Raw genomic sequence first — 16,102 nt, forward strand, 5'->3', positions numbered from 1 at the left:
TTTTATTCTATAATGGTGTATAAATTATGTGAATGAAAGCAACACCTTGTCTATAGCTGCCTGCATTAGATGATTTTGTAGTACAACGAATGATATCTCCCGGTGCCAGCAATTTTACATAAGTACCATTAAAATACATAACATTTCCAGCTTGAATAATACCCGACTGAACCCACAAGGATGATGCCATGTGAATGTACATACCATAAGATGTGTTAGTCGTAAATTGAAGATTTACCCCCGAAGTAACCTGATATACTCCTGCTTTAGCAACAGTATAGGTGTTATTTGTCGCATCCCAGGTACCTGCTCCAGCTGCATTGATATTAACCGTTCCAAATACGACATTATTTGCAGTATTGTTACCCGCTAAATTCGTTGGAACATCTGTAGTTTGTTCGGCACTAAAAATATTGCTTGGTATTTTCAGGGAGCCTACAAAATCATTGGTAGAAATCTGTGACACAGCACCAGTTCCATCGGCAAGTAATATTCCTGAGTTATTAGTACTGGTGATAGGCGCAACTGAACGGAACCTCACATTTCCATTCACATCCAAAGTATGAGTGGGAGCTGTTGTTCCGATTCCTACATTGCCCCCTGAGGTAATAGTCATTTGTTGGGTGTTATTGGTCATCAGCCTCAGATCATTAGCTGTAGTGGTTCCCAGAGTAGCTGCCCCTCCTCCGATATAGGTCTTTAACTTAATTGTACCATTGGTATGATTCAGTCCATAGCTGCTATCAGGGGTACTGATGGTAAGTTTCGTATCAGGGGTTGTGGTACCAAGGCCTACAAGGTCATTGGCAGCATCCACAGATAAGGTGCTTCCGTCTACAGAAAATGCATTGGTCTGTGTTCCTGTAAAGGCAAGGGTATTGGCTCCCTGTGTAACGGTACGGTTTGCTGTTAAAGTGCCGTCTGTGTTATAAATATTGGCAGATGCAGGTGCTGCCGGCAAAGCTTTCCATGTTGCCACTCCGCTGGCATCGGATGTTAGCACCTTATCTGTACCCTGGGTACCATCTACGATTTTCAAAGCTCCGCTTGTAGTGGATTCAATCTGAAGTTTATTGGTAGGGCTCGTTGTACCGATACCCACATTTCCTGAGGATTTGATCGTCAGTCTTGGTGCGTAGTCTGTTGCATTTCTGGTGGAAAACTGTAACCCTGCATAGCTGTTGGCAGCATCACGGTCAATTCCTGTAATGCTGGCCCCGGAAAGTCCTGTTTCAGATGTTGACGGAATAAACCCGAGCTCAGCAAACTGCCCACCAGTGCTGTTTAAATTATAAAGGGTAATATTTCTTGCAATTCCTTGCAGACATGCAGCACCACAATTTTCAATTCCAGCAGAAATGGTACTGTTTGTAGCTCCCGGACTGTTTTGGACAGACAGAGAAGAAGCGGGAGCTATGGTACCGATTCCCACTCTGCTATTTGCTGCATCTACGGAAAAGTTTTTCCCGTTCACAGAAAATGCATTGGTTTTTGTCCCTGTGAATGCTAAGGTATTGGCTCCCTGTGTTACGGTTCTGTTTCCGGTAAGGGTCCCGTCTGCATTATAAATATTAACAGGAATGCTCAGCTTTGTCCATACGGTACCATTATAATAATAATAGCCAACGGTATCAATATTTACAGCATTACCTGTAGTGGTTCCTGTAGCAATATTGTTGACATAAATCAGGGTGGATACCGGAACTCCTGCCATACTCTGGGCTTTTTGCCTGTCTACTCTGGGAATAAGCAGTCCTTCTACTGCTGTACCTGTGCCGGTACTGTTTTTAGCATTCACATCAAGAGTTGCAGTGGGAGTTGCAGTATTAATACCCACCTGCGATTTTACCACCAGCGAAAAGGTGGTAAGCAAGCCTGCCAGTAATAAGTTTTTTTTCATAATATGTATTAATTAATATTTCCTTATATCAACAGTTATAATAATAGTAATGAACATATCTCAAAGTGATACCTATTATTTTACTATTGATTGGGCGGCAAAATTAATGCTTGTTGGAGCTTGGAAAGGATAATGTGCACTTATCATAGGTATAACATAGGTATATCATATATACAGCATTTGTTTGTTTTTGTTGAAAAAATAAGCGATATGCGGGAAAATCATTAATAAAATAAACCTCAGTTAAGTGAGTTAAAGAAAGGTGCATTCGTTTGTATTTGCCTTTATTGTTTTTATCAGCTCAGCATAAGGTCTGAAATGAAGATTCCTTTATAAATATCATTTCAAAGCATGATGGTGGATAAAATTGATTATGATGGCTATGGTTGCCCTTAAAGTTAATAAACAGGCAATTTAAGTTTTAATAATCTTACAACTGCCCTGTGACATGCGCTAATTCATTTCAGTTTTTTTGCTGTCAGATGGAAAATTAATCATTGTCATAGCTGTTGCGGAAGGCTTGTAATATGTTTAAAGCTCTTGTTTTGAAAAGCTTGTAAGTCATGATGTATATATGCTGTATGTTGTTTTTGTGCATTTTTGTGTGTTTTTTTTAACCTTGCGGGTATAAAGAAAAGCGAATGACTGATCTTTTCGATATTAAATAATGTTCAAAAAGGAGTAATTGTATTTGCAGAACAATAAATTATAACAGGTAGGGACTTGTTGCTCTTATTCTTCCTGTAATGCCTGTATTTTTCCAAATTGGAAATATTGACAGGATATCCTTATCACGATTATTTTATCAGGTTTTTATCAGTTTTTTATCTTAATTAACAATTTGTGACTATGTTTTTTTAAAACTATGAATAAAATACTTTTGGTTTTCTTTATACTATGGTGTTCGGAATTATTTTCACAACACTATACAGAAAGGAATATTGATACTTTACTGATAAAAACAAACAAAGCGCTTAGGACAAGAATATCTGATGATGATCTTATCCGTTGGAATAAAGGAGTCATAAAAGAAGCAATCCGGATCGGTTACCGTGAAGGAGAGGCAATGGGATATGCTAATATTGCCAACCGGTTTGTATTTGGGGGCGATGTAAAAAAAGGGTTCGAATACTTAAACAAAGCAGAAGATCTGGCTAGGAACAGTAAAAATAATTTTCTTTTAGGCAGGATAAATCAGGAGTATGCCCAGCTTTACAGTAAGATGGATGTGAGCAAGCTGGCTTTGGAATACAGTTCCAAAGCTATGAATTACGGGCTGAAGCTGCGAAAAGATCATCGTGATTGCCGCTTATTTCTACGCTATGTCTATTCAAACAGATCTGATTACTTCTACAAGGTAAACCAACCTGATTCTGCCATAATATATCTTCGTAAAGCTGTAAAAATTGAAGCGTACCCTCTTGATGTAGCTAATATAGCACAATACTACACGTTATCTGAAGTGAGGCCGGATTCCGCTCAATATTACTTTCAAAAGGCTTTTGTACTTTTAGAAACAAGGAAATTCAAGCATAACAAATTTCATAGAGCTGTTGTTTTACAGAATTATGGGATATTTCTGAAGAGTCAGGGGAAAATAAGCCAGGCCATTGATACAATCCAGAGATCGACCGAATTTGCCAGGCAGGTCAACAGACCAAAGCTTATTCTCAACAATTATAAGGAATTGTCTGTACTTTATAAAAAAGTAGGCGATGCTGAAAAAGAAAATGAATATCTGAACAAAACAATCTCATTGCAGGATGGCCTGAATACCAACCGGAATCAGGCTGTAGATCTTTCTATCAACAGATTGAATAAAGACAGAGAAAACGAAAAGGTTCAACTTAAAAATCAAAATAATACTACTTTGTGGTATGGCGGTATCCTGATACTGTTGATTACTTTACTTACCATTTACTTTTATCTGCGCATAAGAAAAAAGAAAAAGATGCTTGCGGAAAGCGAAAAAATAATTTTTGAAATTGGAAATGAAACAAAAGACTTAAAAAGAAAACTCAATGAAAATTATGAAATTATCGTTCTGCTTGCCAAAGAAAAAAAGATTGATTTTTTTCCTAAATTTCAGGAAACCTATCCGGAGTTATGCGAAGAGCTGTTAAAAATAAATTCCAATCTATCCAGGTCGGATTTAGCTTTTTGTGCATTGATATGGCTTGGCTTTTCGTCAAAAGAGATTGCTCAGTCTATCTCAATGGAGCACAGATCTGTCCAGACAAAAAAGTACAGGATACGGAAAAAACTGAATCTGGAAAGCGAAACTGATCTGTACCGTTTCTTCAGATCTATTTCTGAGCCTTAGAAATGTTGAAAAGAATATCTATAAGCTGGTAATTAGGAATCTGTAATAAAGAACCGGAACAAAATCTTTCAGTTCCGGTTTTTTTGTTTTTTGCCTAATAACTATAAAATATCAGGATTAAGATCTGAATTTTTATAATCCTGAGGGTTGTGCTGCTGCGGCTCCTATATTGCTTCCTCCTAAGTCCTGATTTACATTTGTTAGAATTTTAATTAGACTATTATTGACTACAAGACAGTTAATAACCCAAGTGCCATTAGTAGACGAAGCGGTGTTTGGATAGTCGGCATTAAGATGCCAGGTAGAATTTTGTTCAAAAGCAATTACATTAAACGGGGCGAAGTAGGGTTGGGAGGTCTCGGGGCTTACAACTTTTAAAAGTTGGCTAAAGTAAATACCCACCACTATCACTGTATATTCTGCTATATTTATTTTGGTATCATAGTCACTAATATAATCACCATTAACGTTGGAAAGTGTGTAATTGATCATATTTATGGGTGACCGATTTCCGGTAGTTGACATTGCTATTTTTACTTCTCCTGTTGTATTATCTCTTACCAAAGTCGAGACATTGTTAGAGCTACTAGAGCCAGTAGTTGTTCCTATTCTCATATTTCCATTAATATCGAGTTTTGTCGCAGGGGCATTGGTTCCTATTCCCACATTTCCGGTACCGGTTACAGTAACTCTTTGCGTGTTATTGGTAATAATATTTACAGGATCTGCTGTGGTGGCACCTAGATCCATACCGGTATTGGTTCCTGTTGTGGTAATCTGGGCCATTGCATTATTATCTACATACATGTTTAGAGCAGCACCACCACCAGTTGCAACAAATGATCCTCTTGAAGAGCCGGTTGCTTTTACAGTCCCTTCAGTACCCGTTGTTCCAACGTACACGTTATTGGAACCATTGGTGAAAGAAAGAGAATTTCCGGCAGTAGTTACAACTCTGTTTCCTGCAAGAGTTCCGTTTGCGGTATAAATGTTAGTGGGGCCAGCTACTAGCATCCCCCCATCCGTAGGTCTCCAGAATGAATTAGTAAAAACAAATTCCATTGCTGTATTATTAGGAATAGTAACAACATCCAGTGTAGCTCCAAATCCGCCTGTGGTACCGTTGTATACAATAAGACGCTGTCCGGGATTGGGAGCAGCAGGTGCTGTAATGGCTACGTTGGCTGTAGCAGCTCCGGTAAGTCTTACCAAACTCACATTAGCAGGAATGGTAACTGCGTTACCCGTAACAGCTAAAGCGGTTTCACGGTTGGTAATGGCCCCGTTCACGTCCAGTGTTGTGCCGGGTGTACTTGTTCCTACCCCAACGTTTCCGGAAGGAGTAATTTTCATCTTTACAGTATTATTGGTCATCAGATCAAGTGCATTTGAAGTAGTGGTCCCCAAATAGCCTTCTCCTCCTCCGATGTATGTTTTCAGATTAACTGTACCATTGGTATGATTTAACCCAAAACTATTATCAGGGGTGCTGATCGTCAGCTTGGTATCCGGGGCTGTGGTACCGATCCCTAAACGGTTATTTGCGGCATCCACGGATAAGGTATTCCCATCTACAGAAAATGCATTGGTTTGTGTCCCTGTGAATGCCAACGTATTAGCTCCCTGTGTTACCGTTCTGTTACCTGCAAGAGTACCGTCTGCAGTATAGAGATTTACCGATCCCGTAGATCTCCAGAATGAATTACTGAAAATAAATTCCAGCGCTTTGCCATTAGGAACGGTAGTTCCATCCAGCGTAGCATCAAATCCACCTGTGGTATTATTGTAGACAATAAGACGCTGTCCGGGATTAGGAGCAGCAAATGCAGAAATGGCGACGTTGGCTGTAGCAGCTCCGGTAAGTCTTACCAAACTCACATTAGCCGGAATAGTAACAGCATTTCCTGCTACAGCTAAAACAGTTTCACGGTTGGTAATAGCCCCTTTCACATCCAGTGTGGTACCGGGAGCGGTAAGCCCCAGTCCCAGATTACCATTAGAAGTCATCACCAGATCATCTGCAGCCTGAACTGCTGTAGGCACTCCCGTTGTCGGATTATTTTTTAATCCGTCAATGTTAAATACTCCCTGAGGATTAGATGTATGGATCCCCACTTGTGATTTTGCTACCAGGGAAAAGGTGGTAAGCAAGCCTGCGAGTAATAGATTTTTTGTCATAACATGTTAATTTAATAATTTTTTTTTCTTTGTATCAATAGAACCGGACTACGTGTGTAAATGTAATATATATTGGAGTAGTGTAGTAAAGTTGCATATGCAACATAAATACATCATTTGTGTACATGGCTGTATAATGCATGCATTTTTTATTAGTAAAATGCATGATTTTAATGAAAAATACGAATATATTAAACCACATTAAAGTGATTTAAATAATGAAATATTTTGTGTTCTCTGGTTATTGATTGTAGATGTATTGGTGGACGTGCAATAGCGTATGCGGCCTGCTGACTTCTGTTCAATACCGAAATTCTGCTCCGGCAGAAATAGTTAATTTTCATGCATTTCAATAGGATATTTTAACAACAAGAAACTATTAACCAAAAACCGATGTCGGGCAGGCTTATGGTGAATGTATATGAATAGTTTTTTTAGTATGAATATAAAATGGCGTATATATGTTGTAGGGTGTTGTTGCGCAGCTCTCCGTTTTTTTTCTCAATATTGTTAAGGAGTAACCTCCATATCAACAATATTTTGTAAAAGTTAATTGCGGTATTTCGACTTTGCTATAGTAAACTTATATCATCAGGAGTTGTCAAGGCCTATTGATCATATGAACTGATCTGTATTTTATTAGCAAATAGGATTAAATACCGTTCCACTAATAAACATCAGATTCATGACAAGTTATAATACAAGTTCTACAGATTATCCGAAAAAGTTTCAACAGGAGCTGCACCATCCTATGTTGCGGAAATTAGGTCTTATCGGAGGTCTTTCCTGGCACTCAACCCTGGAATATTATACGTACTTGAACCAAAGCATCAATGAACATTTTGGTAATAACACAAATCCCCCACTTGTATTATTAAATCTTGACCAGTATAATATGCATCAATTACAAAAAGCGGATCGTTGGGATACCATTGCAACAATGCTGATTGAAGCCTGTGACCAATTATATAAAGCCGGCGCATCTGCAGTAATGTTTTGTGCCAATACGCCCCATAAAGTGTATCATGATGTACAGCCGCATAGCATGATTCCCATACTCCACATTGGAGATGCTATAGGCAATGCAGTCCGGAAGAAAGGGCTCTGTAAGGTTGGGCTTATTGGGACAATATTTACCATGGAGGAGCCATTTATTGAGAAAATCCTAAAAGATAAATATGATATCGATATGATGGTACCTGATCAAAAGGAAGACAGAGAAAAGCTTCACACCATTATACAAAAAGAACTGTCTCTTGGTATTTTAAAACCTGAAACAAAAAAATACATATTGGATCAGGTTGCAATTCTGGAATCAAACGGTGCTGAAGGCATTATATTGGGATGTACAGAATTTCCCCTTATTATAGGGCAAAATGATCTGAAGATACCGGTATTCAATACCACATTACTGCATGCTCAAATGGGAGTAGATTTTATCCTGGGATCTGATTTTTAACTAATTTATAGAGTTTAATTGTTTAATTTAATTTTAAATACAAATGGAAAAAAAGACCTCATTATCCACCATGATACTGTGTATTTTGTTGATTATGATAAGTTTGTCCGCAAACCTGGCAGCACAACAGGTAAGTCCGGCTATTGATTTTTCAGCATATAAAACACTCAAGGTGAAACCCAGTGAAGCTGACCCTTCGGTAAAGAATTGGGACAGTGCGCATAGTGTAATTTATGACAAGGCCATTAAAAACAATAAAGTGTTGTTATGGCTTACAGGAACCGGAGGATCAACTGATCATGTTCCTCAGAGCTTTTTTAAAACAGCATTGGACCAGGGATATAGAATTATAGCACTCTCTTTTATGAGTATGCCTGGGGTTTCGCAGGTTTGTAAAGGAGATTATTTGAGTAAAAATGTTGACTGTGCTGCGGAATTCCGCAGAAAACGTATCTATGGCGATCATACTTTTCTGCCTATTCCCGATCAGTATCAGGATGCCATTATACCTCGTCTGACAAAACTTTTACAGTATTTGTCGAAAAATGATAAAGAAGGGGCATGGTCTCAATATCTGAATCAGAGCACAGGCAAGCCCATTTGGAGCAAAATTGCCATTGTGGGGCAATCCCAGGGCGGAGGTATGGCTGAATTTATTGCGCAGCACGAGTCTGTAGCAAGAATTATCAGCTTTTCTGGAGGTTGGGATTACAGTGATTCCAAAACGAAAAAAATTGCAGGCTGGTACTCTCAAAAACTGGTAACATCACCCCAAAATGTTTTTGCAACCTACCATGTGAAAGAAGCTGCTGCAACAGAGCTGGCAGAAATCTGTAAAGAACTTCATATTCCTGCAGAGAATGTTTTTGCTTTAGATCAGCCTATGATCCAGCGAACAAATAAGCGTACACCTTCTAATCCATATCACGTGGAAGGAATTAAAAATCCTGTCTATCAACCTATCTGGATAAAAATGCTTGGTTCGGGCCTGTAATTTTTAAAGGTTGTCTCTGATGACTTTACAGTTTGTAATACAAATCTGATCATCAGAACTGTCTGAATTATGATAATGGTAATGAAACTCTTCCGGCTGGAAGAGTTTTTTGTTTCAGGGATAACGTATTAAGTGTTTCATTTTTTGGACGATATCAGGATAAAATTAGGTGATTGTGTATGAAGAAATATTTATCCTCATCGTTCTTTAATTTCGAAGTAAATATTTAATTATTAGTATTTTATGAAAATTCATGAATACAATATGAGAAGTGGTTTTAATTTGTATATTTGATTTTTATTTAGAATAAATAAAAATACAGTTTTGAAAAATTACTAAATGAATACAATTTTATCTATCTAATCCACAATTTCCACTAAAAACTATGGAACAACAAAACAAAAGAATCCTTACTCTGGATCTGATAAAAGGTATAAGTGTCATCGGGATGATCATTATACATACCTTATTGGTGTATGCCAATGTAAAATCACAATATGAAACAGCTATCGGCAGTTTTATTGTTTTTCTCGGAAGAGGAACGTCTATCTTTCTGATCTGTATGGGAATCACCTTCATGACTTCCAGCCATCAAAGTCTTAAAAGTGCTTTAAAACGGGGTGTTTTACTCGTATTTGCGGGCCTGTTTATGAACTTTATGAAGTTTATGATTCCTGTGATTTTTAATTTTGCTCCCGATAATTTTATTCAAAAATACGGATGGCATGCACCTATAGAGCAGCAGTATGTGTATCTGGTACAGCTGGGAGATATTTTACAGCTTGCGGGAATGTCTTTATTGTTTGTCGGATTGATCAGAGCGTATGTGAAGAATAAATATATCATGCTGGCTATTGGTTTATTCGTTGCATTAATATCAAGAGAGGTAAGCGGAATTAATCTGGATTACCCTGTCATCAACTATATCCTGGACTTACTTTTCAATACTGATTATCCGGCATATGTTTATTTCCCGGTTTTCCCATGGATGGCTTTTATTATCATCGGAATGTTTTTCGGGAAATGGTTTCAGGAACTGAACTATAATATCAAACAGATATTCAGAAATATGCTCTATGTCGGGCTTTTGTTTATTGCCATAGGAGCTCCGTTGGTCTTTCTATATGGAGATTATCATTACAATGGTTTTTATCATATGGGCCCAGGAGGCGTTATTTATTTTGCAGGCTGGACTTTGCTGTTTTTATGGCTGATTAATACAGTTACAGCCAACGTTAAAGACAATGGCTTTATGCGTGTTCTGAAATACTGCAGCAAAAATTTAACCTCAATGTACATGATCCAATGGATTCTGATTTCATGGGGGAAAGGGATTTTCGGATACAGACAACATGAAATTGGTTATGTATGCGTGCTTATCCTGTTATATATTATTCTCACTTTTTCAGTACAGACTTTGGTAGATATGGTGAGAAAGAAAAAAACATTAATTAATTTCAAACCGATATCACCGGGGAAAACAGCTTTGAAATAAGTTCAATCCTGTTTTTTAATTACGGTAGAGGCTGTCTCAAAAGTCAGATTACCTGACTTTGTCATTCTGACGCAGGAAGAATCTTATTGATGATCAAACAAATGGGATTCTTCATTACATTGTATTTCATTCAGATTGACACTTTTGAGACAGCCTCTTTGGTTTGTCATCCATTTAAAGAATTTCTACTTCCTCCGGTACCACAAAAAGAATGGTACAGCCAAGCTCTGATTTCACAGAATGTTTAAAATTGGGCGGAGTATACAGATAATCTCCTTTTTCAAGCTGAGCTCCTGCAATAGTCGCATTACCTTCTATGATAAACAATTCTTCACCGGCAGGATGATTGTGATAAGGATAGCTGGCTCCCGGTTCAAATTTTAAAAGAATACTGGTGGAACGGTTTTTTTCAGGATCAAATTTCAAAGATTTTACAGAAATACCTTCATAATGAATCCCTTTTTCAATTAAAGGCTGCCATTCTTTCTGTTCTGTTTTTACGATGTAATCGTGGATGTTGGTGTTCATAATATATAAATTTTAATTGTTATCGATGTAAAAATGGTCTAAACTCCATGAGTAACGTGGAAATGTACTTAGAAGAAATGCGCCGGCACTGAATACAAAAACTGAATAATCCAAAGGTTCTTTAATTCCGTAAGAAATACTCATTGCAACGGCAAATAATAAAGTAAGAACAGAAGCAGAAAAGGATGTCTTTTTTATCTGATATCCCAGCAGAAGCAAAATGCTTATTGAAAGTTCAGCTGCTGTTGAAACTATTGCAATGGCAGACGCCCATGAATGGGGTAAAAATGAATTGGTCTCAGCAGTGTAATCGACAAATTTTTTCCAGCCGGAAGATTGTGCTCCCCAAAGGTTCAGCCTGCTTGCCACGGCAGATAAAAATCCAAAAGCCAAAGTAATTCTTAGTAAGAATATCGCAGCATCCTGTTGAGTTTTCATACGCATAATTTTTAGGTCTTAATTATTGTACAAAGTTCAACGAAAGCGGTTGCCAAAAGAATAGACAATTCCGGAAAAAGAATGTAATATTTAGCAGGGAAGATGGAAGAGGGAGAACTGGAAGTGATGATGTATAGAACAATTCCGGACGAGCCTCCAATGGTGTAGATATTTGCTATATAGACATTTAGTTGCAAATTTTAAGCATATGTTTCATCAGAATCGATAGAATATCGGTTCACTTCTTTGCTCACTTAAGATAAAACGGAATTGGAAATAAACCTTTGTGTATTATAAAATCCAGCATTACAAATTTCTCCAACTTTTAAACCGATTCGGGATGTAATTCAGACGCAAAGTTTTAAGAAGTTGATTTTATATTTTTAAGGAGGCAAAGGAGGAATCAATTTCATTGATTCTTTCTAAGCAACAGCATAGCCATATTGCTTCATCAACGGATTAGTACATTTTTTTGCCTGGCCCTAACTTTGTGCTGATCTCAATTCTGACTTCTTTTAAATTTCCTTTACTGCTTTCTGATAGTCTTTGGGAGAACGCGAAGTATGTTTTTTGAAGAAGTTTGAAAAATAGAAAGGATCATTAAAGCCAAGCTGGTAGGCAATTTCTTTTATGGTAAGTTTTTCGTAGAGTAGAAGTCTTTTGGCTTCGGAAATGGTCAGACTGTAGATTACATTCTGTGCGGTTTTGTTGGTATGAAGCTTTGAAACTTCATTCAGTTTGGCTTCAGTAGCTCCGAGAATATCTGCAAAATGGGAGACCTGATAATTGTTTTTAAAATTTGACCTTACACTTTCAAGAAACTTTAAAAATAAAGCATCCGGTTTCCAGATTTCATCGCCATTGGCAATTTTACTGCGGTTGATTTCCACCAATAGTAATTCTACCAGAGAATGTGTAGAGATCAGATACTGATATGGCTGTTCCTGAATTTCTTCTTCAATCGTGTTCAGAGTTTCAGTAAAAAATGCAGGATTTTGTATGGTGATCATTTCATTCATCCCAAAATGACAAAAGAGACCGTTGTGAAAAATAAGTTCAATATCGCTGTCACTTTTACAGAAAAAATCCAGGGTAAATTCTAAGGCAGTAAGCTGTCCTTCCACTGATTTTAACTGATGAAACTGTCCTGAAGTAATGGTTACGACGTGACTGGGTTTCAGGGTGAAAATATTTTCGTCAATCAAAATTTTGGCACTTCCCTGATGACACCAGAATAGCGTGTATCTGATGACTCTTCGTGGTTCAGGATGTCCTGGCTGATGAGAATATTTTTTTATTTCTATCATTTTAAACTTGTTAAAGATTAATGTAACTGAATTGAATAAGATTTAAACCTGTTTTGCCCTACCAAGAAATTCAGTTTTGCTTTTGATCAATTTTTTCCAAATCTTTCTTTACTAATCTGACATCTTCTTCCGTAAGCTTACCATAGCCCATTTCTTTAATTTGTCTGAGCTGGGTTTTTCCTACTTCATCCCGTTTATTATTTTTTAATAACTGATCCCGCAACGAAATATATTGTGGAGCTGCAGATACTTCATCTTTTAAAAATTCAGCAATATTTTTACTGTCTGTGGTACAGCCTAAAACATATTCCATTTTTAAAGGTTTTTTGGAGTAAAGTGTATAGACGTCTAAAAATCTCTTATCATTTCTTTTAAACAATTCTTTCCCGGAATATAATTTTAATGCATTGCTACCATTCATCGCAAAATAATACAGTTCGTCATTAGTTGCTATTTTGGAAACTTTTTTAAATTGATTATAAATTTTACTTTGTTCTCCTCCGGCTCCGATATGAGATGACTCAGCATAAGAAATATTCTCTAAAGGTTTTGCTGTTTTTTTAACGGCATCAGAAACCTGAGCATTGAACTTGAACATGCTAAAAGTGAACAGAAAACAACAAAAAATATTATAGCTCATTATTTGTATTAATATTTAAAGTTAAATAAAATAAGTAACGATTAAATACCTAAATTCGTGTAGATTTAAAATAAAAATTCAGAATGAAATACACTAAAATTATTATCGTTGTAACCTTGTTACTGTTTCAGTTGGGAGCAGCGCAGGAAAAAGCAGATGTCGTATTGAATAAGGCTTTCACAGAAGCTAAAGCAGGAAAGAAAAATGTTTTACTGGTGTTCCATGCTTCATGGTGCAAATGGTGCAAAATGATGGAGAAAAATATGGATCTTCCTGAAACCAAACCTATTTTTGATAAAAGATTTGTCACTGCATATGTAGACGTTCAGGAGAGAGGTGACAAGAAAAGCCTTGAAAATCCGGGCGGACAAGAGCTGATGAATAAATATAAAGGTGAAAATGCAGGACTTCCTTTCTGGGTGATTCTAAATCCAAAGGGAGAAGTATTGGCAGATTCTTTTGATGCTAAAGGAGAAAATCTGGGATCACCTGCCACACCGGAAGAAGTAAATAGTTTTATTGCCAAACTGGGGAAAGCCTCAAAACTGAGTAATGAAGAGTCGCAGACCATCGAGAAAGTATTTGTGAAGAAATAAAAACTTTTCATTTATGATAAAACAAATCCCCGGAAATATGAAGTTCCGGGGATTTATTTTTTGAATAATCACAGATAACAATCATTCTTTGTAAGAATATTCAATGTTGGTCCATAAAACCTGATCACCTCCTTTTATCATTTCAGAAGGAGTGGTAAATATATTTCCAAAAATATTTTCGTATTGGGTTGTTCCAAAATGGGCACTTTTTGTAATCAGTAGTGCATCCTGATCATCCCGGGGAACTTTTTTTACGTATCTGTACGTTCTTTTTAAAGTGAATGAAGAAGTATTTTTATGAAAATCGCCAATGTAAGTTGGCTTATTATTGTTATTCTCTTTGATCAGTACAGAGTCATTAACGATGGTAAAACTATAGGTGAAATCTGTAGTTGAGGTTTCTGAGAATAATTTTATTGTCTTGTTTTTAAGATCAAGGGTTATTTTTTTCCAGGCAGGTTCCTGGTATAAGCTCCAGTAACCGGTAAGGTAAGATTCATCCGGTGTAGATTTTTCTCCGTTTGATCCTTTGTACAAAACTGTATTTTTTACAGTATAGCTTTTAAATTGAAACGAGTAAACCTCTTTATCAACAGGTCTTGGATCATCAATTGTATTATCGTTGTTTTCACACGAGATCAATGATAATGCCATCATCAGGGCATAAAAAGAGTATTTCATGGGTATATTTTTATAAAAAAGAAGTTTCACAGATATGGGTGAAACGAAATAAAAAGTGATTTTATAGTTAATAAGGTGAAAGGTAAATATAGGATTACCTTTCACCTTTTGGGTTTAATTTATTTTCCAAAATACATCTGATCCTGCTTCTGCTGCTCATTATAAATGATCTGGAAGCTTACAGGCATATATTGGTAAAGAAGTTTCCAATGTTGGATTTTTGCATGTTTTTTAAAACTTTCGAAAGATCTTACAAAAAGGTTTTCAATCATGGTTCTTACATAAGAATTTCCGTTTCTGTAGATCCAGTCCATCAGCTTGATATGATGGGCAATGATATTGATCTTAGATTCCTGCAACAGGTTCTTCAGATAATTCACGGTAGCCTGCATGACCCCAGCGAAATTGTCCTGTACAGACAATTGTGTGATCTCATTGCGAAGTGGCGGATAGAAAAATTTTAAGTATTCAACAGCTATTTTTTGATTAATAGTTTGCATTTGTACTTTCATCATAATTAAGAATTTTTCAAACACTTTTTATTGCAGCGAAATGTATACCAAAATTTAAAGACAGGCTGCAAAAATAAAAACTCCTACGATCACAGCGATGTGAGTGAGTAATATCTCTGTATTGTGCCTGTTTGTGGTGGTTTTCCAGGTTCTCCAATCTGAAATTTTTCTGATTTTATTTTTCATAATCTATTGATTGTGAGTTATTTTGATTTTTGTTTAATTTAAACACTTTGTAATGAAACGGATGAAAAATGTAATAAAACCTTTATATGCCGTGACTGTAAATTTGTCTTGAATACACCTTCTGAAGGTTGTCAGAAATATGACTAAAAATCACTTTTCTGTATTCCTCACTGCAGAAAGCGGTACAATTGTCCAGAGAATAGATAAAAGTGGTTTCAATAGCATTTTTTAATATTGTATCTCCGTCTGAGTATATTTTGTCCATTTTCTGTAAACTTCTGAACAGCAGATTTCTGTCATTCTGGCGGATCATATTTTTTATACGTTCTGTAAAAGTCCGGATAATGCTGTATGAGTTTTGAATTTTAATTTCTTTTACTTCTTTTTCAAAATCAGGAACCACATCAGTGATTTCCTTTACGGCTTGCAAATAGTTCATCGTATTATATATTAATGGTGATTATGTTCCAGCACTTTGATGATAGCACCAAAGATGAAAATGGTTAAGAAAGCCAGAAAGAGCATATGATAAGGCTTCAGCCATTTCGGAGTTGCCGGGCCTTTGCTTTTTAATCTTCTGAGCTTGTCGATTCTGTTTAAAGTCTTTAAGTCCATTTCTATGTTTTCAGATCATGATGCCAATGGTATTCCGTTGAAAATAGAATCTGATTAAAGTGTTGATATTTAATATATTACGGTTTTGTAATTGCATTTTTTAAACAAAAAAGTATGTCAAAATGATAAGGTTTTTATCAAATTGAAAATAAAAGACAAAAAACGATGTTACCTGTCATCACCAATGAACGACTGATAATTCCCCTCCCTCAAAGGTCAAATAATTTGGTTTTTGTCATTGACTACGTTG

Annotated in this window: 16 protein-coding genes; 5 read left to right on the forward strand and 11 right to left on the reverse strand. The window is 36.5% G+C overall.

What is annotated here, in order from left to right:
* Nucleotides 1-7 precede the first annotated feature (7 nt).
* A complete protein-coding gene (locus tag J2786_RS12830; RefSeq protein WP_310025462.1) occupies nt 8-1,900 on the reverse strand; it encodes a beta strand repeat-containing protein in 1,893 nt (630 codons plus the stop codon).
* Between the two features lie 865 nt (nt 1,901-2,765).
* Between J2786_RS12830 and J2786_RS12835 the strand changes: the two genes are divergently transcribed.
* A complete protein-coding gene (locus J2786_RS12835) occupies nt 2,766-4,223 on the forward strand; it encodes a tetratricopeptide repeat protein (protein ID WP_047434394.1) in 1,458 nt (485 codons plus the stop codon).
* Nucleotides 4,224-4,355: 132 nt separating this feature from the next.
* On the opposite strand, the gene J2786_RS12840 is transcribed toward J2786_RS12835, so the two are convergent.
* Nucleotides 4,356-6,401 (reverse strand): beta strand repeat-containing protein, encoded by a 2,046-nt coding sequence (locus J2786_RS12840; RefSeq protein ID WP_310025465.1) that lies wholly within the window; start codon nt 6,399-6,401, stop codon nt 4,356-4,358.
* Nucleotides 6,402-7,086: 685 nt separating this feature from the next.
* On the opposite strand from J2786_RS12840, the gene J2786_RS12845 reads away from it, so the two are divergent.
* From J2786_RS12845 to J2786_RS12855, 3 genes are all read left to right on the forward strand, one after another.
* Nucleotides 7,087-7,860, forward strand: a complete 774-nt coding sequence (locus J2786_RS12845; protein ID WP_052187120.1) for an aspartate/glutamate racemase family protein — start codon at nt 7,087-7,089, stop codon at nt 7,858-7,860.
* Between the two features lie 43 nt (nt 7,861-7,903).
* Entirely contained in the window at nt 7,904-8,854 is a 951-nt protein-coding gene (locus J2786_RS12850; protein WP_156121571.1) for a BPSS1187 family protein, read from the forward strand.
* A 385-nt stretch (nt 8,855-9,239) separates the two neighbouring features.
* Nucleotides 9,240-10,349: a heparan-alpha-glucosaminide N-acetyltransferase domain-containing protein gene (locus J2786_RS12855; RefSeq protein ID WP_052187119.1), complete on the forward strand. Its 1,110-nt coding sequence runs from the start codon at nt 9,240-9,242 to the stop codon at nt 10,347-10,349.
* 174 nt (nt 10,350-10,523) lie between these two features.
* Here J2786_RS12855 and J2786_RS12860 read toward each other — a convergent pair whose 3' ends face one another.
* The 4 genes from J2786_RS12860 to J2786_RS12875 form a co-directional block, all read right to left on the reverse strand.
* Nucleotides 10,524-10,877, reverse strand: coding sequence for a cupin domain-containing protein (locus J2786_RS12860; protein ID WP_047434386.1), 354 nt, complete (start codon nt 10,875-10,877; stop codon nt 10,524-10,526).
* A gap of 12 nt (nt 10,878-10,889) precedes the next feature.
* On the reverse strand, nt 10,890-11,315 hold the full coding sequence (locus J2786_RS12865) for a DoxX family membrane protein (RefSeq protein WP_047435871.1): 426 nt from the start codon (nt 11,313-11,315) through the stop codon (nt 10,890-10,892).
* A gap of 515 nt (nt 11,316-11,830) precedes the next feature.
* Nucleotides 11,831-12,622 (reverse strand): helix-turn-helix domain-containing protein, encoded by a 792-nt coding sequence (locus J2786_RS12870; RefSeq protein WP_047434384.1) that lies wholly within the window; start codon nt 12,620-12,622, stop codon nt 11,831-11,833.
* A gap of 70 nt (nt 12,623-12,692) precedes the next feature.
* On the reverse strand, nt 12,693-13,220 hold the full coding sequence (locus J2786_RS12875; protein WP_047434381.1) for a hypothetical protein: 528 nt from the start codon (nt 13,218-13,220) through the stop codon (nt 12,693-12,695).
* Between the two features lie 125 nt (nt 13,221-13,345).
* Between J2786_RS12875 and J2786_RS12880 the strand changes: the two genes are divergently transcribed.
* Entirely contained in the window at nt 13,346-13,858 is a 513-nt protein-coding gene (locus J2786_RS12880) for a thioredoxin family protein (protein ID WP_047434379.1), read from the forward strand.
* Between the two features lie 81 nt (nt 13,859-13,939).
* Here the strand turns inward: J2786_RS12880 and J2786_RS12885 are convergent, their stop codons facing one another.
* From J2786_RS12885 to J2786_RS12905, 5 genes are all read right to left on the reverse strand, one after another.
* The gene (locus J2786_RS12885; protein WP_047434377.1) at nt 13,940-14,539 is read right to left on the reverse strand and encodes a hypothetical protein; all 600 of its coding nucleotides are present in this window, start codon (nt 14,537-14,539) and stop codon (nt 13,940-13,942) included.
* A gap of 119 nt (nt 14,540-14,658) precedes the next feature.
* On the reverse strand, nt 14,659-15,054 hold the full coding sequence (locus tag J2786_RS12890) for a DUF7674 family protein (RefSeq protein ID WP_047434374.1): 396 nt from the start codon (nt 15,052-15,054) through the stop codon (nt 14,659-14,661).
* A gap of 51 nt (nt 15,055-15,105) precedes the next feature.
* Entirely contained in the window at nt 15,106-15,237 is a 132-nt protein-coding gene (locus J2786_RS12895; protein WP_262711497.1) for a hypothetical protein, read from the reverse strand.
* Between the two features lie 82 nt (nt 15,238-15,319).
* Nucleotides 15,320-15,676, reverse strand: coding sequence for a DUF7674 family protein (locus tag J2786_RS12900; RefSeq protein WP_047434373.1), 357 nt, complete (start codon nt 15,674-15,676; stop codon nt 15,320-15,322).
* Between the two features lie 11 nt (nt 15,677-15,687).
* Entirely contained in the window at nt 15,688-15,852 is a 165-nt protein-coding gene (locus J2786_RS12905) for a hypothetical protein (protein WP_167497848.1), read from the reverse strand.
* Nucleotides 15,853-16,102 lie beyond the last annotated feature (250 nt).

The sequence above is a fragment of the Chryseobacterium vietnamense genome (assembly GCF_031454475.1).
GTDB classification, from domain to species: domain Bacteria; phylum Bacteroidota; class Bacteroidia; order Flavobacteriales; family Weeksellaceae; genus Chryseobacterium; species Chryseobacterium vietnamense.